The organism is Lysinibacillus sp. GW823-FHT06C08 (genome assembly GCF_058795135.1).
Genome location: NZ_JBXAHN010000006.1, coordinates 44,504 through 66,725, shown reverse-complemented (window position 1 = coordinate 66,725; position 22,222 = coordinate 44,504). Strand labels below are relative to the sequence as shown.

Genomic DNA, 22,222 nt, shown 5'->3' with positions numbered 1-22,222 from the left:
CGTGGTTTGTATAATTAACGCCAATTTTTGGCGGGATACTTCTTTATATAAGAAACTATGGGATTATATGCATTAAATATTGACACTGCTAGTATTAATTCCCACAAATATATATAATATTTATTAATATATCGGGAGGGAGAGAGGACTATTGAACGGGTTGGATGAGTGTATTAATAAATCATTAGACATTCTTATTGAAAATGAAACATTTCTTGATCATGAGCTAAAATTGCTGTTTAAAAGCTTTAAAGAAGAAAAAATAGAAGTAGGTTTTTCTTTTGGTAAATTATGCTATTGGCACTATGAGTCGTTTTCAGATAGTGTAAATGACGACATTTACAAAATTGCTGCAGCGGTTGAACTTTTAATACTGTCTTTTGATATTATTGATGATCTTCAAGATAAGGATTCAGATAATAGTTGGAGCAGGACGCCAGAACTTTCTTTAAACGTTGCTCTAGCTATGTTGATTATGGCTTCAAAAACAATTGACGAAACTTCCTTTGAACATAAAAGAGCGGCTATAACAATACTTGAAGAATGCGCATTAAAAAGTATTAGTGGTCAGCAATTGGACTTATTAAATAACTGCCGGGATGAAGATTCTTATATACACATGATTACACTTAAATCTGGTTCCTTAACAGCGATGAGTTGCTTAATAGGAGAGGTTCTTGCCAAAGGTGAAGTATCCAAAGAAGTAGAGGCTTATGGAAAGTACATAGGCATTATCCAACAAATTAAAAATGATATCCAAAGTTTGAAAACATGGGGACCTAAAAATGACCTACTAAATAAAAGATTCTCCTTGCCGATTATTTATCTTTTATCACTGAAAAATGATGTTTCAAAATCTGTAGCTGACTATTATAATGATGATATAGTTACAATTTTGGATCATAAAGAAGCAGAAAATGAGTTGACAAATGGCGGAGCAATACGCTATGCAATTACTGTGAAAAATGTCTATAAATTGAAGGCGATAAATGATCTTGAAAATATAGAATTAAATGATTTAGCTAAAGACTACCTACAAAAATTAATAAAGTGATGAGGAGCGATTGGATGATTAATGTAATTCAGTACTTAGAAAAAAACCCAAGCCTAGTTGCATTATTAAAAGAACAAAGAGCCTCATTAATTGGAATTTCATCTATAGAACAAATGGCAATTTTAGAAGCATTTATTGATGAAATGAATATAGAAAGTGAAATTTGGAACTAAAAACTTTGCGTAGCAAGTTTTTTTGGCCCGCTATAGTTCTTTATTTAGTGTTAGGTTTATACTTAAATTTTGTGAATTATAGCGCGCCATATATTGAAATTGGGGTAGAAGAAAAAGATGGTAAATGGCTAGTATCTCAACTATATTATAAAGATTGGGCTAAGGGGCAGAATATATCCATTGGCGATGCTGTTTTAAACGTAGATGATGGCCCGATTGCCGAACTAAATCAATTGAAATATAAATCAAAAATACTATCTGCGAATGACCTTACAATTATGAAGCCAGATGGGAAAATAATAAATATACATATTAAACATTTAGATATTCCTCAGCAGTTTTTTTATGTATTAATAGTTCCAGCTTGCTATTATTTATTAACGTTATTTGTTGCTTTTTATTTATATTTCAAGCAAAGAAATACTAGGTTAACAGATTTACTAATTCTTTTTATATTAGCTGTCTCGCTAGCTTATGTAAGTAGTGGAGTTTCGGGTAGGTTAGATGGGATAGGGATTATTGTAAATCGTACTACTATGTTATTATGTTTAGTGATTTTATTACATTTTTTAAGAAATTATTTTGCATTTATGAAAACAAAATGGATGTTTACGAATAATATCCGGTTCTTTTATTTAATGCCTTTGATTGGTTTTATATTGGCTTGTATTGGAACTGTTTTCCCTGCTTCTAATGATATACTTTCGAATATTGTATTATTTATGTTCCTTATTTTGCTTATTATTATCTTAGGTATTTTATTAATAAGCTATTTCAAATATAGCTCACCTCAGTTGAAAATTTTATTAAGTAGTATAATGATTCCGTTCTTACCATTTCTATTTTTATATGTACTTCCAAAAATCCTTTTTCATACGTATATCCTTTCATCTGAGATTAGCTCCTTATTTTTATTACTGATACCTTTTAGCTTTATATTTACACAATTAGCAGAACGATTATTTGATATCGAGTATCATATTACTAGATTGCGCTACTATGTTATTTTTTCTTTACTATTTACCTTATGGTTCACAGTTGGCTTGTATTTCATTGCCGGTCAACATTTAAGAATCACTGTCATGTCAGGCGTGTCCTTCTTTACATTTTCTTCGTTAGTAATACTCTTTTATGTAAAAGAAAAAGTTGACTATCGCAAGCGGAAAATATTATTTTCAACAAAAGGTGATTACATTCATCAGCTGTACACGGCTGTCGATAAAATAGGGAAAACTATTAAAATGGATGAGCTTTTAGAGAAATTCGCATATGAGGTTTCTGTTCATTTGGAGCTAGAGGATGTTTTTGTTTTAACATATAACTATGATACGAATGAATTCCTTACAAATAGTGGGGAAAGAATTTTGATACATCCTGACACAATGGATGATATAAGATTAGGAGAAATACGTAAGATTGATAAAATTTATTTAGCATTTCTCCATCAGGATGTACATTATAAACGAGCATTAGTGCTGGGGCATAACAATACAATTCATTTAAAAGATGAGGAGCTACTATGGCTCGAATTGCTCCTATTGTATGTAAATAATTTTATTGAAAATACAAAGATGGTGGAAGAACTATTAGAGGAATTGAAGCATATGAAGCAAGCTGATGACGGCCAATTGCCGTGGCTTAATAAGCTGTTATGGTTGAGATTCGAAGAAGAAAAGTACCAGTTAGCCCAAGAGCTACACGACACCAATTTGCAGGAACAACTTCATATTGCAAGAGAGGTGGATGTCCTTGTTAATGCAAAGGATACAACAGACATTCAGGAGAAGCTTGCAAAAATTCATAAGCAAATGGTTGACTCTCTACATGAATTACGATCATATTGTGAGAATTTAAAACCTCCATTACTGGATACATTAGGTTTAAATGCTGCGTTAGAAAAGTTAATTCGAAAGGTTCAAGAAAGAGCTAATTTTGTTCTAATTTATTCAATAGATCGTCTGTATTTAGAAGATGAGCGTATGAATTTAATGATTTACCGATTATTCCAAGAAGTACTGAATAACGCCTTAAAACATTCTTATGCAACAGCTGTTGAAATCCATCTAAAGGAAATGAATGATGGTTTTGAAATCATTTATAGTGACGATGGTGTTGGGTGTCATGTAGAGGATATTATCGTAGCAGAGTCAATGGGCATCCGAGGTATGCAAGAACGTGTAAAAGCCTTTAATGGTCATTTTTATATTGACTCACAACTAAATCAAGGGATGTCAATTAGAATAGCAGTTAAAGAAGGGAGTGAAACACATGATTACCATGCTCATAGTGGATGATCACCCTATAGTTTTAGAGGGAACTAAAAATTTATTTCACGAAAATGAAGATATTATAATTGATACTGAAAGTGATGCCACATGTGTTATACAAAGAATAAAAAATAAACCATATGCTATTTACCTGATTGATATTAACATGCCATTGGAAAATGGTATTAATTTAGCCCGTCATATTAAATCTATTCAGTCGGATGCTTCCGTTATCCTTTATACAGGAGACGATATAACGGATTATTATCCCCTTATTTTAGAGAGAAAAATAGAAGGCATTTTAGCGAAAACGGCCTCTAAGGAGCAAATCATACGGACAGTCAGAGCGATTGCAAATGGTGAATTTGTTCTACCGAAAAATTTCTTAGATTTTCTGGATGATAAATTTAAATTGCAAAGTGCTAAAGATATTCATTTAAATGAAAAAGAAAAGAAAATTTTAAGACTGATTGCAGAAGGTCATACAAATAAAGCCATTGCTATTGAGTTGAATATTCCTCAGCGAACTACTGAGAGATATTTAACACAGCTCTTTTCTTTGCTAAATGTAGATTCAAGAACAGAGGCTGTCAATCTTGCTGAAAGAATGAATTTACTCTAAAGAAATTCCATGCTATACTGTTGGTGTATTTTTCTATCAAAAGGTACTTTATGACAAAAATTCTTCTCATATAATTTTATGGAAAAAAGCACCTTATTATTATGCTTGATTTACTATAAAATTTTCAAACACCGCCAAAAAAGTGGCGGTGTATTTTTATGTCCGCCAAATCACGCCATATTTTCGTATGAATCACGCCAAAAAATTGGCGTAAACCCGAAGTTGAAATATCGGTATAAGTACTGGTACGCTTAAATTACCGTGGTTAAGTAGATTTGCTATAGTGAGTAATAATACAAATGATTTTCTTCAAAATAAAGGAACCTGACTATCTATGTAAAAGGTAGATAATAGAATGGTAACTAGCAGTCAATATACTTCACCATAAAACTTTATAAAGGTAGGCGTGTATTGTGAAAGTAGAACTCGAAAATTTGTTTTCTATAGATGAATCTAGTCAAGATCAAGTGATTAACGTTTATAATCGTCATGGTATTGCTATTGGTGCGCCTGAAATTAGAAAGAGAAATTTAAAAACAAAATTTAATCCTATTTTTACATTAAATGAAGATGTAACATATGAGAAAGTAGCTGCCGTATACGAGTCATTAGAACGTGAATTTGGCATTGTCTCAATAGGAGAGCGTTTCTACTTTGAGTTTTCTGATTTGGAATATGAATGGGCACCATTGTTTACTTTAAATTCAACAGGAAATTCACCCGAGATGTTTCTAGAGGACAAAGGGACCTTATTTTCTTTAAGTACTCATTGTAAAAATTGCGGACTTATGGATAAAGAGCAATTATCTCCTATAGTTATTGATACTTCACACATGAAAGGACGTCATTTAGTTCATGTAAGTGGATATTGGGTAGCTTCAGAGGAACTGGTAGCATTATTGAAAAATGAAAAACTAGAAGGCTTTGAATTTTTAGAGGTAATCCATCAGGGACCTGAGCAAGGAAAACAGCCAGCTTATCAAATTATTCCTACACAAATTCTACCGTCTAGTAGTCAGGATAGAGTGAAATTATACTTTGCAACTGAACAACCTCCATGTAGCTGTGGTTTAAATGGTGTTATTAAGGGGCCAGATATTTATCATCAGGAAGATTTAGCTGCTTTAAAAGGCGATGTCTTTTACTCAGCTGAATGGAGTCATGATGGAAGATATCTTTATAAAAAAACTTTATTTAGTAAAAGGTTTAGAGAAGTGATTATAAAACATGGAATCTCTCGTGAAGTAAGAGGAGAAAAAGATCGAAACTTTGGTCCAAAGGATTGGCTGTTTGATCCAGTACTCATCAAATAATATAGATGTGGAACAGAGGTGTGTTGATGATATTTAGAAAAATTCTACCTATCGTGGCCATTTTATTCATTGTTGCATTGGTCGTCTCTAATTATTTTAACAAGCCTAATGAACAGGCCATGATTGTCACTGAAGAATGTAAACTGTATTTATAAAAATTAATGCTTCTCTCCCTCTAGTTCGGACATAATTATGTTATGATATGAAGATCATAGCAGTATGTTTTTGAGGTGAACGTATGAAAAAATGGGCCTATCCTTTGGCAATTATCACACTAATTATTTTTATTTTTTTAAAATTTACTTTTCAAAGTGATTGGATGAATAAATTTGATGTGAAAATGGCAGATGTCTTTTTTGGCAATCAATTTATTGAAGTCTTTCATTATATAGGAGAACCGATATTTGTTGTCATTGTAGCGGTACTTTTGATTGTGTATTTAGCGTGGAAGACAAAAAATTATCGAGGCATGCTATTTGTTGTTTTAACATTTGCAGCAGGGAATGTGTTAAATCAAGTATTAAAAAAGTGGATCCAACGAGCACGACCTGAAATTGAAGATCAATTAACATCGTATAGTTTTCCATCTGGACATGCTATGACGGGTATTCTGTATTTATTTGCAACTGCTTATATATTAGCTGAAAATAACAGTAAAAGTCGTAAAATCCTATTGTGGGTTGGGGCTACAATCCTAATGGTGCTTATAGGATTAGCTCGTATAGCTGGTGCTAGACACTTTGCTACGGATGTACTTGCAGGCTGGAGTATGGGCTATACTTGGTTTATCATTTGTGTCATCTGGTATGAACGTCGCAAAAAAACATTCCAATCGAATCATAAATAGGTTGTGAGAGCAGTATCAAATTCATAGGATTTGATACTGCTTTTTTCTGTGCAAAAGGATAAAGGAAGGACAAGGGCGATATTTACCTTGTAAAAAAGAATTGCTCTTAGGAAACTTCTGCGTTAAGATGAGTACAATAAAAAAAAGGGAAAAGGAAGAAGGGTATGGACGGAAACGTTTTACTAGCATTTGGACTGACTCTATTTGCAGGGCTCGCAACTGGGGTAGGTAGTTTAATAGCGTTTTTTACATCACGAACAAATACAAAATTTTTATCGCTAGCATTGGGTTTTTCTGCAGGCGTTATGATTTATGTCTCACTTGTTGAGATTTTTGTTAAGGCTAAAGATGCTTTAACGAATGCATTAGGTACTACAAATGGTTATTGGATGACAATCGCCGGATTCTTCGGTGGCATGTTATTCATTGCTTTAATCGATAAATTCATTCCAAAATCAACAAATCCTCATGAAGTAAAGCTAGTAGAAGATGTGAATGCAATAAAGCCACAGGTCAATGAAGATCATTTGATGAAGATGGGTATTTTTACAGCTCTAGCTATTGGAATTCATAACTTTCCAGAGGGGATAGCTACATTTATGTCAGCTATTAATGACCCAAATGTAGGAATTGCCATTGCCATAGCAGTAGCGATTCACAATATTCCAGAGGGGATAGCAGTATCTGTCCCGATTTTCTTTGCCACGGGTAATCGTCGAAAGGCTTTTAAATTATCATTTTTATCGGGGTTAGCAGAGCCCGTCGGTGCAATAGTAGCATTTTTGCTCCTTATGCCATTTTTAACAGACGTTATGTTTGGCATCATTTTTGCTGGAGTGGCAGGCATAATGGTCTTTATTTCATTGGATGAATTATTACCAGCAGCGCAGAGGTATGATGAAACTCATTTATCTATGTATGGTTTGGTAGCTGGAATGGCTGTCATGGCCATCAGCCTCGTGTTATTAGTATAAGTCTATAAAAAAGGGAGCCATTCATGTGGTTCCCTTTTTTTTATAGTCGTGCATTAAGTTGCTGGAATAGTATGTTTGGTTTCTATAAGTTCTTGTACAATTTTTAAACAGTCGTGGAATGTGATAAATGGTTTATATGGAACTTGAAGCTCTTCACAGCGTTGAATGAGATGATCTCTAGCCAGAACAATATCAGCTTGTTTAGCAGCTTCAAAATCTGAAAGAGAATCACCGATAACGATTTTAAAATGATCTTCTTTTGCCACTTTCCGCATAACGCTAGGTTTGCAGCAACCACACCCTTGTATGCTATATTTTGCGCATTCCTCATCACAGCTATTTGAATAAATCAGTTTAATTTGCTCACCAGAAAAGTCAGCTGTATTGCAGTAAATACCTGAGAAAGGACCGTATTTTTCTACTAAAGGCTCAATAAAAAAATCGACCCCTCCACTTACAATGTAAAATGGTATGCCATGATCTTGAGCATATCGAACAAAATCTCCAAAGCCATCACGAATGATAGCTGTATCCATAAGATATTGAATGACTTCATCTTTCTGTTGAGTAGAAAGTAAATGAAACATGGCAGAGAGCCCATCTTTAAACGAAATGGTTTGCTCCATAATAGCTTTTGCAATTTTCTCAGATTCTTGTGGAACAAATTCCGTCATCAGAGAAAAGATATTATCAGTTTCTGTTATTGTGCCATCGAAATCACAGAATATAATTGGCTTCAAGATAGTTCCTCCTTAGAAAAGCGCACATCCTAGTTGTAAATAATAGGTGTTTCAAGGTAAATCCTATACTTCTATAATATTAGTTTTATCCACACTTGCTTTCAAGAAAAAACGCCTACTATTATAGTAGACGTTTTATATATTCACGTACTTGTATACCTTGTTCATCAGCTTTTGTTAAAATCACTTGATGTTCAGGAAATTGATTTTTCATAGTTTGAACAAAGTCATATGCAATGGTAGAAGGAATGATAGAAATCAATGTAGGGCCAGCTCCACTTAAAGCTGTACCATACGCACCATTCATCTTTGCTGCTGTACGAATTTCTGTATACTCGGGTATTAGCTTTGCACGAAACGGTTCATGGAATAGATCGTTTTCCATATAACGCCCAGCACGCTGGAAATCACGTGCCATTAGTGAAGCTGCTAACATATTAGCATTTGCCGAAGCATGAACTGCATAGGCTCTGTCAAATTGGTCTGGCAATACAGATCGAGACTCGCTCGTTTTTAATTCGACATTTGGTACATATACCACAAAGGAAGCATCAATTTCATTGATATGAAAAGTATCAACATTACCTTTTTCATCCATAGAAGAAATGGTTAAGCCTCCTAAAACAGAAGCGGTTGCGTTATCTGGGTGTCCCTCAATTTGGGATGATAAGTTAAGTTTATCTTGTATTGTTAAGTTAAGCCCACATACTTGATTGGCTAGTTCAATACCTGCAACTATCACAGCAGCACTGCTTCCAAGCCCACGTGCTAATGGTAGCTCGCTAGCCATCTCGACACGGCATGCAGGTAATTGTTGACCATATTGATCAGCAACTTTTTTTGCAATGACGTATAGTAAATGTTCGTCAAGCTCAAACTTTTTAGGACCGTTATCATCAAGATGGATAATATCCCATGTATCTTGTAAAGTAACTGTTAATTGTAAGTATAGAGACAAGCCGAGTCCTATGGAATCAAAGCCAGGCCCTAGATTGGCTGTACTTCCTGGAACTGAGATTTGCCATGCTTTACTCATAGTACTCCCTCGATATATTCTCGAATTTCATTCTCGTCATTTTTAAGGGATATTACTTCGACTGTGGATACATCCATAGCTGTATCGGGATCTTTTAGTCCATTACCTGTGAAGATTGTAACTACTTTTGAACCCTTTGGAATTTTTCCGTTCTCCACTGATTTAATAACACCTGCTAATGATGCGGCAGAGCCGGGTTCAACGAAAATACCTTCTGTATTGGCGATTAATTGATAAGCAGCAATAATTTCTTGATCTGTTACGGAATCAATAATACCTCCAGATTCATCTCGAGCTGCTTCTGCCAATTTCCAGCTAGCTGGGTTACCAATTCGAATAGCAGTGGCAACTGTCTCCGGATTTGTAATAGGCTCTCCTTTAACGATTGCTGCTGCACCTTCTGCTTCAAAGCCATACATCTTTGGTAGACCAGAATCTTTAGAAGCATGATATTCTTTAAAGCCTTTCCAGTAAGCAGTAATATTCCCTGCATTACCAACCGGGATGCATAGATAATCAGGAGCTGAGCCTAAGGCATCTACAATTTCAAATGATGCAGTTTTTTGACCTTCAATGCGGTATGGATTAACGGAGTTTACAAGTGCGACAGGAGTTGTTTCACTTACTTGGCGAACAATACTTAAAGCATCATCAAAATTACCATCAATCTCAATGATTTTTGCACCATACATAGTTGCTTGTGCAAGCTTACCAAGGGCAACTTTTCCTTTAGGAATTACAACGATGGATTGAATACCAGCTCTTGTAGCATAAGCAGCTGCAGCAGCGGATGTATTTCCTGTAGAGGCACAAATCACACACTTACTACCATCTTCAATAGCTTTAGCTACTGCAAACACCATACCACGGTCTTTAAATGAGCCAGTTGGGTTTGCACCCTCAATTTTACCGTAAAGCTCAATGCCTAATTGCTTAGATAAATTCACTAAATGTATAAGAGGCGTATTGCCTTCGTTTAAAGTTAATGCGGGTGTATTTTCTGTTACAGGTAAAAATTGTTTATATTCTTCAATAAGGCCTTTCCACATAAAGATACGATCTCCTTTTGTTCTTATAGAAAGAACAGTTGTATTTGTATAAAAGACATTTTAACGCAAATCACACTATTATTTCAATAGCATTTCATAAATTGTCGAAACAATTCGGTAATTAGAATTTTGCTTGTCACTTTCTTGAAACAACTGTATAGTAATCTTGTAATGTAAAGTCAAGTGTAAAGACAGGTGGTTGAAATGGCGACAAATACTGTAGGAACAAATAAATCTCAGCAAACTATTTCTAGAAATAGACTATTGGGCGTTGCAGGGATTGGATGGCTTTTCGATGCAATGGATGTTGGAATATTATCGTTTGTCATTGCAGCATTGGCAGCAGATTGGGGACTGACACCAAGTCAAGCTGGCTGGATTGGTAGTATTAACTCAATTGGAATGGCTGTTGGAGCCCTTGTATTCGGTGTTTTTGCCGATAAAATAGGGAGAAAACAAATTTTTATGTGGACACTTGTCCTATTTTCCCTTGCAAGTGGTCTATCCGCTTTTACGACTACATTAACGGCATTTTTAATGCTACGTTTTTTAGTAGGAATGGGTCTGGGCGGTGAACTACCTGTAGCATCAACGTTAGTATCTGAAAGCGTAGCAGCAAAAGAAAGAGGACGCGTAGTTGTTTTACTGGAAAGCTTTTGGGCAGCTGGATGGCTAATTGCCGCATTGATATCCTATTTCGTTATTCCAACGTGGGGATGGCGAGTAGCGCTCATCTTAACAGCACTCCCTGCATTTTATGCTATTTATCTTAGATGGCATCTCCCAGATTCACCACAGTTTACGGTGAAGCAAGAGGCCAAATCACGTAGTATCCTTCAAAATATAAAAGAAGTATGGTCAAAAAAATATGCACGTTCCACATTGATGCTTTGGGTGCTTTGGTTTACAGTTGTATTTTCGTATTACGGTATGTTCTTATGGCTTCCAAGTGTCATGGTTGGTAAGGGCTTTGATATGATTACGAGCTTTAAGTATGTTCTCATTATGACATTAGCTCAATTGCCAGGTTATTTTACTGCAGCCTGGTTTATTGAAAAGTTTGGACGGAAATTTGTGCTTGTTTCCTATCTAATTGGTACTGCAGTGAGTGCTTTCATTTTTGGGAATGCTGAAACACTTGTAGTACTGTTATTGTCAGGCATGTTTTTATCTTTCTTTAACTTAGGAGCATGGGGGGCCCTATATGCTTATACACCTGAGCAATACCCTTCCATTATTCGTGGTACTGGTGCAGGGATGGCAGCAGCTGCTGGACGAATTGGTGGTATTTTCGGACCGCTACTAGTTGGTTCTTTATTAACAGCTGGTTATGATATAGGCTTCATTTTTGCCATTTTCTGTGGAGCCATTCTTATAGGTGTTATTGGTGTCATTTTCCTTGGGAAGGAAACCAAGCAGCTAGAATTAGAATAATAACTAAACAATGTCCTGGATAAGAGTAATCAATCCAGGACATTTTTGTCTTTATTCGCTAGTGTATTACATAAAAATTAGGAATTATTGAATTTTATTCATCGGTACCAATAAATTTGGTAAAATAACAAATCAACATAGAAAAGTACAAAAAGTCGACATATTAGCAGGTTAATGCGCTGAAGATTTTTCAGAAAAGTCATTGTATTCAAATTGCAATCATGATACTGTATTTTTAATCGAATTTTGAGTAAGTAGGAAACAATCTCCCATTCGTGATAAGGTCATTGAAAGAAAGGTTGTTAGGAATGTGCATTCATGAGGATATAAAGAAAAGGTTTGTAAGACTGTCAAAGGGGCAGCGTAAAGTAGCACAATTTGTAATGGATAATCCCAATACAGTGATTGCTAATGGAGCAGCAGAAGTAGGCAGACTGGCTAATGTAAGTGAATCAACGGTTATTCGCTTTTGCTATGCCATGGATTTATCGGGATATGTGGAACTGCAAGAAGAAATAAGAGGCTATGTCATGTCCCAAGATGTAGGAACAAATCTACAATCTACCTATACGGGTAAAAAGCAAACTAATTCTCGTTTTGGCAAGGTAATGCAGCAAGATAGCCAAAACATTCAGGAAACAATTCAAATAATTAGCGATCAACAGATTCAAAAAGGTTCAAAATGGATGCATGAAGCAGATAATATCTATATTCTAGGTACTCGTCAGGCAGCATCTGTAGCAAATTGGTTATCCAACACATTAAAAACACTACGTTCTAATATTAAGCAGCTTCGTATAGATTCCGATGAAATAATGAATCAAATTAATAGCATGGGAGAGCGTACAACATTAATTGTTTTATCATTTGATAAACAGTTAAAGGATATTCAAACGATTGTTGAAATTGCAAGGATGAAGAAAGTAAAAATTATTGCTATTACTGGAACTGCATTTTCACCCGTTCGTGAATATGCTAATATTTTGTTTGCGCTTGGAACAAACAAGTATTCCTCGCTAGATATAGTGCCCGTTTTATTTTCTTTCTTACATGCTTTATTGGAGGAAATGATTAGCCAAGATAAGCGGCAGTATGAAAAATATCAAAAATCCTATGAGCAAGTAGATAGTAATATATTATTCCTGGATGCTGCTAGAGAGAAACAGGTATTTTAATGTTATGCATGGAAAAGTGTTATATTGCTTTTCTATGCATTTTTTATAGTCTAACTATATAAAAAGATGTCCAAATATTCTTTAGACATCTAGGCAAAGTGATTTATAAAATTTTACTTAAGTTATACTCGTTAATGAAAGTATCATTTAATTTAATAGCATTTTGTCGAATGCCTTCTTGTTTAAATCCTATTTTCGTAAAAAGATGTAAAGCAACATTATTATGTTCCATAACTGATAATTCTAATCTGGATATATCACGCTGTTTTGACCAACCTTCCACAGCCTTCATTAGCGCAGAGCCAATGCCTTTTTGTTGGTACTCTTCCTTCACAGCTAAGCGAACAGAGGCAACATGTTTAGCTTTCGTTTGTTTATACCCATGTACAACTGCATAGCCTGCAAAAATACCATTTAATACGCAAAGTAATATAGTGCGATTTTTTAGTTGTTTCCAATAGGTTAAATTTTTACGAAGTTGTTGGACAGTTAGATCTACTTCATTTTGAACATTATACATGAAGTCGGTTTGTTGAAAAATTTCTTCCTGTAAAAGAATAAACGATCTAGCATCCGATGCTTCAATCCCTCGAATTATGTATGCAGATGGGTTCTCTTCTTCATTTTTAGAAAGATTGTTTACAGTTGCCTTAGTTTGCGTGCATGAGAAAGTTATACTAGTACCTAGTCTAACATCAATGACATGATAGCCTGCATTTGTCCATGACAAATAGTGTGATAGAGGGGGCTTTGTTTTTTTCCACCAGCTCTTATTTAAGTAGGCGGCATTCGGTAAGGCTTGTCCCATAATGTTTTCTAATTCACTAAAGGATAAAGTGATTTCTTGTTGTAAAGCTACTTCAAAATAATTTGCTAAAGGAATGTACTTTTTTTCCATCTTCTTTGTCATCGTAATCCCCATTTCCTGAATATCCAAAAATATAGACTATCTGATAATAGCATAAAATTACGCTTACATAAATATGAAAATCCAACTAAATATCTATGTAAAATAATTAATACTAGAAAAATATGCGCTTTTGCTATTGAATGTTAAAAATAGGATGGTAAAAAAAGATAATGCAAACAAAGGGGATGGGTGCACAAAATATATGTATGTGACAGTTTGAAGGTCCATTATACTTTATTCATATTTGTATAGTTGGTTATTGGGAGTGGGGAATTATTATTGTATATTAAATGAATGAGCATAGTTTACTTAATGTTTCAATTTATCATTTGTTAGTCCATAAGATATGATAAAATAAAAGATAAATGTAAGGTCATTTTAGGAGGAATAAATTCAATGAGTAAAGTATTAGTTTTTGGACATAAAAACCCAGATACAGACACGATCACGTCTGCAATTGTATATGCTTATTTAAAACAACAAATTGGAGAAGAAGCCGAGGCTGTACGTCTTGGAGATGTTAATAATGAAACCCGGTTTGCTTTAGATAAATTTGGCTTTGAAGCGCCACGTTTAATCTCATCTGTAGTTGGAGAAGCGGACAAAGTTATTCTAGTAGACCACAATGAATTCCAGCAATCGGCTGATGGTATTGAGGAAGTGCAAATTGCCGAGGTAATTGATCACCACCGCATCGCTAACTTCCAAACAGCTGATCCGCTATATTATCGTGCAGAACCAGTAGGCTGTACGGCTACAATTCTAAAGAAAATTTTTAACGAAAACGGTTTAGATATTCCAGCGAACATTGCTGGTTTAATGCTATCAGCAATCGTTTCAGATACATTATTATTCAAATCACCAACTTGCACAGAGCAAGATGTAAAAGCTGGCGAAGAACTAGCGAAAATTGCTAATGTGGATGTTGCAGAATATGGTTTAGCTATGCTAAAAGCCGGTGCAGACCTATCTGATAAATCTTTAGAAGATCTACTATCATTAGATGCTAAGGAGTTCCAATTCGGTGAGTACAAATCTGTAGTTGCACAGGTGAATGCTGTGGATATTGATGATGTGCTTAATCGACAAGAGGAATTAGAGATTTTATTAAATAAAAATGTTGCTGAGAATGGTTTAGATTTATTCTTCTTCGTTGTGACAGATATCCTAAATAACGATTCTACAGCTGTAGCAATTGGACAAGTCGCACAAGCTGCAGCAAAAGGATTCGGTGCTGAGCTTATCAACAACCGTGTTGTGTTACCAGGCGTTGTTTCTCGTAAAAAGCAAATTGTGCCAGTATTAACAGAAGCGCTAAAGTAATTTACACAAGAAGACAGCTACTTAGGCTGTAGATAATAGCCATCGAAAAGTTCACACTTTCGATGGCTTTTGTCATGTTTCTTGCATGTATCATATTGGGTAATTACTGTCGAATCTAACATGCTCAAGTAAGCATCGACTGTATGGTCAGTTTTTTTATGACCTCTACAGGTTGTCCATCATACACCATGCTTTTTCTTTGCGCTTTGCATAGATTTTTTACTTTTTTCAACATATGAAAAGGGAGTCTCTTATATAGAAAATTGATAGGAACGAAGTGCGCCCATAGTGGACATCAACGGCTTTACTTTATTTCATCGTAAAAAAGACTGTAGCAAACTCATAATTTATGGAGAGTTTGTCTACAGCCTCTTTTTTAATCTAATTTCAAAGGTTGTACTGCTGGTCCTTCCAGTACTTCTCCTTGAGCATTGAAGCGGGAGCCATGGCAAGGACAATCCCATGTTTCATCAGCCTCATTCCATTTCGTCTTACAGCCCAAGTGAGTACATGTTGGAGCACTGGCATTTCTCATATACCCAGTAATAAATTCTTTTGCGACAAAGCCGCCAACTTTAAGCATTTGCATAAACTGGGCACCGAATTTTGTACGTGATGGTGAATAGAGTGCGATGGCACCATCCTCACTTCTTGATCCCGTGATTAGGCTGGATAAAATGTCACCAGCAACAAAGGAATTAGAAATGCCCCACTTTCTATAGCCAGTAGCAATGAATACGTTTGGCAATGAGTTTGTAATTCTTCCTACGTAAGGAACGATGTCAGGAGTTTCGATATCCTGAGCAGACCATCGATAAATGGGCTCTTGCTCAAAATGTTCTTTCATTTCATTTGCAATGGCATCATAGTACGGCTCTGTATTGACTGTTTCCCCAGCGATGTGATTCGCTCCACCAAGTACTAAATAATGCTCGTTGTTAATTGTAGCTGTACGAATGGAACGAGAAGGGAAATCAACGGATAGATATTGCCCCTGCATCGTTTCAGCAATTTTACTAGCCACCATGTAAGAACGACTATTTGACAGTTTAAATAACTTTAGCCCCTTGAAAGCTTCAATTGGATAATGTGAGCACAAAATAAGTTTTTTATATTGAACCGATATATTCTTTTCGGTATGTAAGTTATTTTGAGCTATGTTTAATTGCTGAACTCGGGTATTTGTATAAAGCTTGGCACCCATCGCTTGTGCTTCTTTAGCAAGAAAATTACTTACCTCTACAGGATTTATTTGAGCTTGCTGGGACATGCATAAAGCCTTTGTAATGGGGAAGGGAAGCTCTGTTTCTGTGGTGATTTTTGATTGGATATTTAACACCTTATAAGCATTCCATTCTTTTAACAATTGCGCATACCCATCTTTTGTTTGAGCATACAATAGTGAATCTACTTGCTTTACACTGCCTTTTGGGAATAATTGTGTTACCTTTTCAATGGCTTGTTGATTGAGTTGGTAATAGAGCTGTGCCTCATCAACGGATAGTTTTTCTAAAAGGTTAGCATAAACGATACTATGCTGGGCAGTTAGTTTACCCGTGGAATGGCCTGTAGTACCGTGACCAAAATGGGCATTCGCCTCAAGTAAAAGTACATCAACACCTGCTTTTGCCAAGACATAGGCTGTATAAAGACCAGTTAAGCCTCCTCCGACTATACATACATCACAAGTTGTAGATGAAGAAAGTGAAGATAGTGAGACTGATTCGGAAGTAGCGAGCCAAAGAGATTGAGTCATAGATAAACCTCACAATGTTTTTATGTTCAGTATGTAGATGTACTGGAGAATTTATGCGATGAAGCATAAAAATTGCCTTGCGATTTAATCTATCGCTACAATGTAGCAAAAGGAGAGTGTGAGTAATGAAAATTGAAATATGGTCTGACTACGTATGTCCATTTTGTTATATTGGTAAAAAACAATTAGAGCAAGCGATTGAAGATACTGGCTTTGGTGGGCAAGTGGAGCTTGTTTATAAAAGCTATCAACTTGATCCTAATACCCCAGTAGATTCGAACATTACTGTTTATGAATCGTTAGCGAAGAAATATGGTATGACTTTAGAAAAAGCCAAAGAAATGACATTAGGTGTTACAGAGCGTGCGAAAGAAGTGGGCTTAAACTATGACTTTAGCAATCTAATGGAAGAGAATACGTTAAAGGCACATCGACTTGTTAAATGGGCTGAGCAGCAGGGAGATGTTACAGCATTAGTTGAAGCTCTACTGCACAGTCATTTTATTGAAGGAAAACGTATTGGACAAGAGGATGTATTATTAGATATAGCCGAACAAGTAGGATTGCAACGCGAGGAAGTGGCAAAAGTTCTTGCTGTGGATGAATTTAAAAATGAGGTAGAAGCAGATATTCAAGAAGGATTGCAGCTTGGAGTTCGTGGGGTCCCATTCTTTGTCTTAAACCGTAAATATGGTATTTCTGGTGCCCAGCCACAAGAAGTATTCGAAGATACACTACGTAAAGTGGCTGAGGAAGAGGGCTTACAACCTGGTCTAAAAATGGCTGGCACGGGTGACGCTGGTGTTTGTACAGATGATAACTGTAAATTATAGTGCTAAAATTACTCTAACTACGGAGGGGCTTGACATAACAAGCCTCTTTTATTCGTTTTAGTGAAAATTTTATCTAATATTTCAGTCAAAAGTCTGAGGAAAGTATCGTTGACTTTTTAGAAGAATTTTTTTAAGATAAGTTTATATCTTGAATTCGAGATAATAGACTATGAGATATAAGGGAGATTTTATATAATGAACGTTTTAGTAGTAAAAGCAAACAACCGTCCAGATGGTATTTCAACAAAAATGTACGATACTTTTATGGAAAACGTACAAGGTGTAAACGTTACAACTTTTGACGTATTTGCAGAAGATATGCCATACTTTGGGCAAGATCTTTTCAATGCATTTGGTAAAGTACAAAATGGTGGGGAGTTAACAGACATCGAATCACGTCTTTTAGCTGCTAAACAAAAAGCGATGGATGCATTAACAGCAGCTGATTTAGTAGTATTTGCTTTCCCACTTTGGAACTTAACTATTCCAGCACCTTTACAAACATTTATTGACTATGTGTACCAAGCAGGCTTCACATTCAAATATGGTGAAGATGGCCAAATGGTTAGCTTAATGACGGATAAAAAAGCGATTATTTTAAATGCTCGTGGTGGCTACTACTCACTACCAGAAACACAGCCGATGGAAATGTCAGTAAACTACATTAAAAATGTAGCAGGCGGCGTGTTCGGTATGGAAATTATCGAAGAAGTAATTATTGAAGGTCACAATGCATCACCTGATAAAGCACAAGAAATTATTGCAAATGGCCTAGAAGAAGTGAAAAAAGTAGCTCAATCACTTCAAGCAGTAAACGCGTAAAAAATATTTTTTAATAAAAGTCCTCTCAAATTTGAGAGGTCTTTTTTTATTTTGCGAACAGAGGTATGGTGTGGTATAGAAGTCGGATATATTGGTATTAACTATTTATTCGGAATTTACATTTCCTAACATTCTATTGGTGGTATAAAAATAAAAATGATAGAAAAATGTGATTTTATAGGAAAGTAATAACCCATTCTTTTAAAAATACATATAATTAGGACTAATTATTCAGTAAAAAATAGAGTTAGTTTAATATAATAGTATCTGTAGGAAAATACTAGATGAATAAGGAGGTTGTTGTATGAACAAGAAATTAATAACTAAATTTTTAGCCATGCTACTAGTTTTATTCGCGTTGATACCATTTGGATTCACTGCTAATGCTGCTTCCAATGAAGTTACACGCGCTGATTATGTAAAAGAATTAGTAGAAAGCTTAGATGTCAAAATAGGTGATGGTTCTTCCCTTACTTTTACGGATGTCTCCAAGGATTTAGCACCATATGTAGAAAAGGCTGTACAGTTAAAACTTATAAAAGGAAAAACAGCAACTACATTTGGTCCAAACGATAAATTAACACGTCAACAAGCATTTGTTATATCTGCTCGTGGACTTGTTAGTGAAAACGCTTCCCTTGCGGTCTTAGACCAATTTAAGGATGCTGATCAAATTGCTAAAGCTTATAAACAAGATTTAGCTAATGCTGTTGCAGCAGATATTCTTCAAGCGTATGAGGATAATACGATCCGTCCTCTTGAATATGTAACACATGAGCAAATGGAAAGTATTGTAGAGCGCTTTGTAGCAGAATACAAGGCACCATCTAATGGAGTGTCAGTAGATCTTCAAATTTTAGGAACTACAGATATTCATACAAATTTAGCAAATTATAATTACTATTTAGATGCTCCATCATCTGAGGTTGGTTTAGCTAATACAGCTACATTAATTGAACAAGCTCGTGCTAAAAATCCCAACACATTACTATTTGATAATGGGGATTTAATTCAAGGTACGCCACTTGGCTCTTATAAAGCATTAGAAAGTGTATTAAAGCCAGGGGAAGTACATCCGGCTATTGCGGCACTTAACGCTTTAAAATATGATGGTGGAACTTTAGGAAACCATGAATTCAACTATGGTCTTGATTTCTTAAATGAAGTTTTAAATGATGCCAAATATCCAGTCGTAAATGCTAATACTTACGATGCTAAAACAAAAAAGCGTATGTTTACACCTTATGTTATTCTTGATAAAGAAGTAGTGGATAGCACAGGTAAGAAACATACACTGAAAGTTGGTGTGACAGGGATTGTACCAACAAAAATTGTTGAATGGGATGCCATTCATTTAGCTGGTAAAGTTGACATGCAAGAACCTGTTGAAGCAGTAAAAGAAGTAGTTCCTGAAATGCAGAAGGCTGGAGCAGACGTAATTGTTGTTCTTTCACATTCAGGTATTGGTGAGGACACTTACGTGGAAGGTGCTGAAAATGTTGGCTATCAACTAGCAGGAATTGACGGAATTGATGCTTTGATTACAGGGCACTCGCATTTAACATTCCCAGGTGACTACAAAGATTTGAAAGATGTAGATCAAGAAAAGGGAACGATTCACGGTGTTCCAACAGTTATGGCAGGTAGCTATGGTAGCCATCTTGGTATCATTGATCTAAAACTAGAACAACAAGGATCAGAGTGGGTTGTAGTAGATGGTAGTGGGTCATTACAATCAATCAAGCAAGAAGGTTTACAACCATCCACTACGGTATTAAAAGCTGTGAAACAAGCACATGAAGGCACTTTAACTTATATTCGCCAGCCTGTTGGTGAAACAACTGCGCCAATCCATAGTTATTTCTCAATGGTGCAAGATGATCCTTCTATTCAAATCGTCACACAAGCACAAAAATGGTTTATTGAACAGGAATTAAAGGGAACGGCTGATGAAAAAACGCCGATTCTTTCTGCTGGGGCACCTTTTAAAGCCGGTTCACGAAATAATCCATTAGATTATACAAACATTCCAGTTGGTCCACTTGCCATTAAAAATATGGCAGACATTTATCATTACGATAATACTGTAGCCACAATTAAAGTTACAGGTGCACAAGCCGTCGAGTGGTTAGAGATGGCTGCAGGTATTTTTGCAACAATAGATCCGAATAAGACAGAAGAGCAAAATATTATTGATTCAGAAGCACGCTCTTATAATTTTGACGTGTTAGATGGCTTAACCTATCAAATTGATGTGACATCTCCATCTAAATATGACCGACGTGGTAATCTTGTTGATGAAAAGGCGAACCGTATTAAAAATGTACAATATAATGGTAAACCAATTGATTTAAAACAAGAATTCATTATCATTACAAATAATTATCGTGTTGGTGGTTCTTATGGAGCGACATTTAAAAATACGGACGGCTCGAATATAACTAACTATGCCTATGAAAATCGTCAAGCTGTAGTTGATTATATTATGGCAAATAAAACAATTAACCCTGCTGCGGATAAAAACTGGTCATTTGTACCATTCCCAGCCAAGACGAAAGTTGTTTATCTATCTGCGAAAGATGCACAAAAATTTATCTCAGCAGATAGCAACATTGAATATTTAGAAGATACAGAGGCAGGATTTTCCAAGTATTTAATTAAATAAAACTAAAAGGGAGAGTACGAGTTAATCGCTACTCTCCCTTTATTGTCTTTCGAAAGTATGAAAGCGTGTACCCTGATACGTTAAAAGACCAATGTCACCCTCCACTAGCTGTCCATAATTACGACCATTCACTTTAAATTCCTGACGCTCCCCATGTCGTTCTTCAAACGTTATGAAATAGGAAGTATATGCCGCAGAATTAGTAGAGCCTCCCCGAATATTTGTACGTTTTGACACAACCTTAGCGGGTACAGTTAAGGTTTGTGATTGGTTATTAATAGACCAAGTGACAATAGCTTTAATAAGGCTGAAGGCGATGCTACCAAAAACAATAAAAAAGACGATTGTAATAAAGCTCGATACAAATGTAATTTCGTTATCAAACCATAGCATGTAAAGTTCCCTCTTTCCTTAAAGTAAATCAATAACTAAAGGGGGCTTAATTCGACATCTACCACAATGTCAATCTCATCACTGATTAATACGCCACCTGTTTCTAGAATTGTATTGTAGACTAAATTAAAATCGCGGCGATCAATTTGTGTCTTTGCCTGAAAGCCATATACTTGTGCCCAAGGATTAACACCGTTTCCTGTATATACTGTTGTAAATACGATAGGCTTTGTTATGTTTTTAATCGTTAAATCCCCATGTATCAAAAAAGTTTTATCATTTTGTTTATCAATATATGTAGAGGTGAAAACTATTTTTGGATAGACGTCTGCATCAAAAAAATCTGGAGACACAAGGTGTACATCACGGTCATGATTTTTTGTGGAGACACTAGCCACGTCAATGGTAATAGAGATACTTGCATCTTGCATATGCTCAATATTGGCTGCAGCAATTTCAGCGTTGTACGATTCGAAAGTACCGTGAATTTTAGATATCATCATATGTCGTACAGAAAAACTAAGTGTGGAATGACTGATATCAATAGTGTATTTTTTCATTTAAAAACCCCCTAAAACAGCATTCTACAACGAATGATAAAGGAAACAAATACCATATTCAATGGGTTTTTCATAAATAGGAATGGATAATCACCAATAAAAGTGTAAACTGTGAACATTTACAAGACTTAAAATAAATAGTTAGTCATATTACTGATATCTAGGGCATTGTATTATTAGGAGGACGGACGGTTTAATGATGGAAGGTTCCACCGTAATTGAAAAAGACTGAATATTAAAGTTACTTTTTGTAATTAAGTATATAAAAGTATATTA

At 35.4% G+C, this 22,222-nt stretch carries 21 protein-coding genes; 14 read left to right on the top strand and 7 right to left on the bottom strand.

What is annotated here, in order from left to right:
- The first annotated feature begins 151 nt into the window (after positions 1–151).
- The 8 genes from AC1Q6O_RS14785 (at position 152) to zupT (ending at position 7,250) form a co-directional block, all read left to right on the top strand.
- Positions 152–1,054 carry a polyprenyl synthetase family protein gene (locus AC1Q6O_RS14785; protein ID WP_089985782.1) on the top strand — a complete coding sequence of 301 codons (903 nt, stop codon included), beginning with the start codon at positions 152–154 and terminating at the stop codon, positions 1,052–1,054.
- 14 nt (positions 1,055–1,068) lie between these two features.
- The gene (gene comX / locus AC1Q6O_RS14780) at positions 1,069–1,227 is read left to right on the top strand and encodes a competence pheromone ComX (RefSeq protein ID WP_008175167.1); all 159 of its coding nucleotides are present in this window, start codon (positions 1,069–1,071) and stop codon (positions 1,225–1,227) included.
- 5 nt (positions 1,228–1,232) lie between these two features.
- Positions 1,233–3,521, top strand: a complete 2,289-nt coding sequence (locus tag AC1Q6O_RS14775) for a sensor histidine kinase (protein WP_239355144.1) — start codon at positions 1,233–1,235, stop codon at positions 3,519–3,521.
- On the top strand, positions 3,505–4,116 hold the full coding sequence (locus tag AC1Q6O_RS14770) for a response regulator transcription factor (protein WP_258955260.1): 612 nt from the start codon (positions 3,505–3,507) through the stop codon (positions 4,114–4,116). The genes AC1Q6O_RS14775 and AC1Q6O_RS14770 overlap by 17 nt, the downstream gene beginning before the upstream one ends.
- Before the next feature lie 413 nt (positions 4,117–4,529).
- Complete coding sequence (locus tag AC1Q6O_RS14765; protein ID WP_008175163.1) at positions 4,530–5,429, top strand: hypothetical protein; 900 nt, start codon at positions 4,530–4,532, stop codon at positions 5,427–5,429.
- Between the two features lie 5 nt (positions 5,430–5,434).
- Positions 5,435–5,584, top strand: a complete 150-nt coding sequence (locus AC1Q6O_RS14760) for a hypothetical protein (RefSeq protein ID WP_008175161.1) — start codon at positions 5,435–5,437, stop codon at positions 5,582–5,584.
- An 83-nt stretch (positions 5,585–5,667) separates the two neighbouring features.
- Positions 5,668–6,276, top strand: coding sequence for a phosphatase PAP2 family protein (locus tag AC1Q6O_RS14755; protein ID WP_089985781.1), 609 nt, complete (start codon positions 5,668–5,670; stop codon positions 6,274–6,276).
- 164 nt (positions 6,277–6,440) lie between these two features.
- The gene (gene zupT, locus AC1Q6O_RS14750) at positions 6,441–7,250 is read left to right on the top strand and encodes a zinc transporter ZupT (protein WP_090002044.1); all 810 of its coding nucleotides are present in this window, start codon (positions 6,441–6,443) and stop codon (positions 7,248–7,250) included.
- A 53-nt stretch (positions 7,251–7,303) separates the two neighbouring features.
- Here zupT and AC1Q6O_RS14745 read toward each other — a convergent pair whose 3' ends face one another.
- The 3 genes from AC1Q6O_RS14745 to thrC all read right to left on the bottom strand — a co-directional run bounded on the left by AC1Q6O_RS14745 (position 7,304) and on the right by thrC (position 10,075).
- Positions 7,304–7,990, bottom strand: coding sequence for an MtnX-like HAD-IB family phosphatase (locus AC1Q6O_RS14745; RefSeq protein WP_492401611.1), 687 nt, complete (start codon positions 7,988–7,990; stop codon positions 7,304–7,306).
- A gap of 121 nt (positions 7,991–8,111) precedes the next feature.
- On the bottom strand, positions 8,112–9,026 hold the full coding sequence (gene thrB, locus AC1Q6O_RS14740) for a homoserine kinase (protein ID WP_107922310.1): 915 nt from the start codon (positions 9,024–9,026) through the stop codon (positions 8,112–8,114).
- Positions 9,023–10,075: a threonine synthase gene (gene thrC / locus AC1Q6O_RS14735; RefSeq protein WP_492401608.1), complete on the bottom strand. Its 1,053-nt coding sequence runs from the start codon at positions 10,073–10,075 to the stop codon at positions 9,023–9,025. Before thrC ends, thrB begins: the two co-directional genes overlap by 4 nt.
- A 204-nt stretch (positions 10,076–10,279) precedes the next feature.
- Between thrC and AC1Q6O_RS14730 the strand changes: the two genes are divergently transcribed.
- Positions 10,280–11,509 (top strand): MFS transporter, encoded by a 1,230-nt coding sequence (locus tag AC1Q6O_RS14730; protein ID WP_492401606.1) that lies wholly within the window; start codon positions 10,280–10,282, stop codon positions 11,507–11,509.
- 308 nt (positions 11,510–11,817) lie between these two features.
- Positions 11,818–12,684, top strand: a complete 867-nt coding sequence (locus tag AC1Q6O_RS14725; RefSeq protein ID WP_492401605.1) for a MurR/RpiR family transcriptional regulator — start codon at positions 11,818–11,820, stop codon at positions 12,682–12,684.
- 103 nt (positions 12,685–12,787) lie between these two features.
- On the opposite strand, the gene AC1Q6O_RS14720 is transcribed toward AC1Q6O_RS14725, so the two are convergent.
- Positions 12,788–13,594: a GNAT family N-acetyltransferase gene (locus AC1Q6O_RS14720; RefSeq protein WP_237068839.1), complete on the bottom strand. Its 807-nt coding sequence runs from the start codon at positions 13,592–13,594 to the stop codon at positions 12,788–12,790.
- A gap of 396 nt (positions 13,595–13,990) precedes the next feature.
- Here AC1Q6O_RS14720 and AC1Q6O_RS14715 point away from each other — a divergent pair, with 396 nt between their 5' ends.
- Positions 13,991–14,917, top strand: coding sequence for a manganese-dependent inorganic pyrophosphatase (locus AC1Q6O_RS14715; RefSeq protein WP_008177150.1), 927 nt, complete (start codon positions 13,991–13,993; stop codon positions 14,915–14,917).
- Between the two features lie 376 nt (positions 14,918–15,293).
- Here the strand turns inward: AC1Q6O_RS14715 and AC1Q6O_RS14710 are convergent, their stop codons facing one another.
- On the bottom strand, positions 15,294–16,673 hold the full coding sequence (locus AC1Q6O_RS14710; RefSeq protein ID WP_239355145.1) for an FAD-dependent oxidoreductase: 1,380 nt from the start codon (positions 16,671–16,673) through the stop codon (positions 15,294–15,296).
- 125 nt (positions 16,674–16,798) lie between these two features.
- On the opposite strand from AC1Q6O_RS14710, the gene AC1Q6O_RS14705 reads away from it, so the two are divergent.
- The 3 genes from AC1Q6O_RS14705 to AC1Q6O_RS14695 all read left to right on the top strand — a co-directional run bounded on the left by AC1Q6O_RS14705 (position 16,799) and on the right by AC1Q6O_RS14695 (position 20,993).
- Positions 16,799–17,506 carry a DsbA family oxidoreductase gene (locus tag AC1Q6O_RS14705; RefSeq protein ID WP_089985777.1) on the top strand — a complete coding sequence of 236 codons (708 nt, stop codon included), beginning with the start codon at positions 16,799–16,801 and terminating at the stop codon, positions 17,504–17,506.
- A gap of 195 nt (positions 17,507–17,701) precedes the next feature.
- Positions 17,702–18,328, top strand: coding sequence for an FMN-dependent NADH-azoreductase (locus AC1Q6O_RS14700; protein ID WP_012295821.1), 627 nt, complete (start codon positions 17,702–17,704; stop codon positions 18,326–18,328).
- 304 nt (positions 18,329–18,632) lie between these two features.
- On the top strand, positions 18,633–20,993 hold the full coding sequence (locus AC1Q6O_RS14695) for a bifunctional 2',3'-cyclic-nucleotide 2'-phosphodiesterase/3'-nucleotidase (RefSeq protein ID WP_239355146.1): 2,361 nt from the start codon (positions 18,633–18,635) through the stop codon (positions 20,991–20,993).
- Between the two features lie 39 nt (positions 20,994–21,032).
- Here AC1Q6O_RS14695 and AC1Q6O_RS14690 read toward each other — a convergent pair whose 3' ends face one another.
- Positions 21,033–21,386: a DUF2500 domain-containing protein gene (locus AC1Q6O_RS14690; protein WP_096365766.1), complete on the bottom strand. Its 354-nt coding sequence runs from the start codon at positions 21,384–21,386 to the stop codon at positions 21,033–21,035.
- Positions 21,387–21,421: 35 nt separating this feature from the next.
- On the bottom strand, positions 21,422–21,946 hold the full coding sequence (locus AC1Q6O_RS14685; RefSeq protein ID WP_008177127.1) for a YceI family protein: 525 nt from the start codon (positions 21,944–21,946) through the stop codon (positions 21,422–21,424).
- Between the last annotated feature and the right edge of the window lie 276 nt (positions 21,947–22,222).

Coding starts and splice junctions, on each gene's coding strand:
- comX (WP_008175167.1), top strand. CDS start 1,069: ATGATTAATGTAATTCAGTACTTAGAAAAAAACCCAAGCCTAGTTGCA.
- AC1Q6O_RS14770 (WP_258955260.1), top strand. CDS start 3,505: ATGCTCATAGTGGATGATCACCCTATAGTTTTAGAGGGAACTAAAAAT.
- AC1Q6O_RS14760 (WP_008175161.1), top strand. CDS start 5,435: ATGTGGAACAGAGGTGTGTTGATGATATTTAGAAAAATTCTACCTATC.
- AC1Q6O_RS14755 (WP_089985781.1), top strand. CDS start 5,668: ATGAAAAAATGGGCCTATCCTTTGGCAATTATCACACTAATTATTTTT.
- zupT (WP_090002044.1), top strand. CDS start 6,441: ATGGACGGAAACGTTTTACTAGCATTTGGACTGACTCTATTTGCAGGG.
- thrB (WP_107922310.1), bottom strand. CDS start 9,026: ATGAGTAAAGCATGGCAAATCTCAGTTCCAGGAAGTACAGCCAATCTA.
- thrC (WP_492401608.1), bottom strand. CDS start 10,075: ATGTGGAAAGGCCTTATTGAAGAATATAAACAATTTTTACCTGTAACA.
- AC1Q6O_RS14730 (WP_492401606.1), top strand. CDS start 10,280: ATGGCGACAAATACTGTAGGAACAAATAAATCTCAGCAAACTATTTCT.
- AC1Q6O_RS14725 (WP_492401605.1), top strand. CDS start 11,818: ATGTGCATTCATGAGGATATAAAGAAAAGGTTTGTAAGACTGTCAAAG.
- AC1Q6O_RS14720 (WP_237068839.1), bottom strand. CDS start 13,594: ATGACAAAGAAGATGGAAAAAAAGTACATTCCTTTAGCAAATTATTTT.
- AC1Q6O_RS14715 (WP_008177150.1), top strand. CDS start 13,991: ATGAGTAAAGTATTAGTTTTTGGACATAAAAACCCAGATACAGACACG.
- AC1Q6O_RS14710 (WP_239355145.1), bottom strand. CDS start 16,673: ATGACTCAATCTCTTTGGCTCGCTACTTCCGAATCAGTCTCACTATCT.
- AC1Q6O_RS14705 (WP_089985777.1), top strand. CDS start 16,799: ATGAAAATTGAAATATGGTCTGACTACGTATGTCCATTTTGTTATATT.
- AC1Q6O_RS14700 (WP_012295821.1), top strand. CDS start 17,702: ATGAACGTTTTAGTAGTAAAAGCAAACAACCGTCCAGATGGTATTTCA.
- AC1Q6O_RS14695 (WP_239355146.1), top strand. CDS start 18,633: ATGAACAAGAAATTAATAACTAAATTTTTAGCCATGCTACTAGTTTTA.
- AC1Q6O_RS14690 (WP_096365766.1), bottom strand. CDS start 21,386: ATGCTATGGTTTGATAACGAAATTACATTTGTATCGAGCTTTATTACA.
- AC1Q6O_RS14685 (WP_008177127.1), bottom strand. CDS start 21,946: ATGAAAAAATACACTATTGATATCAGTCATTCCACACTTAGTTTTTCT.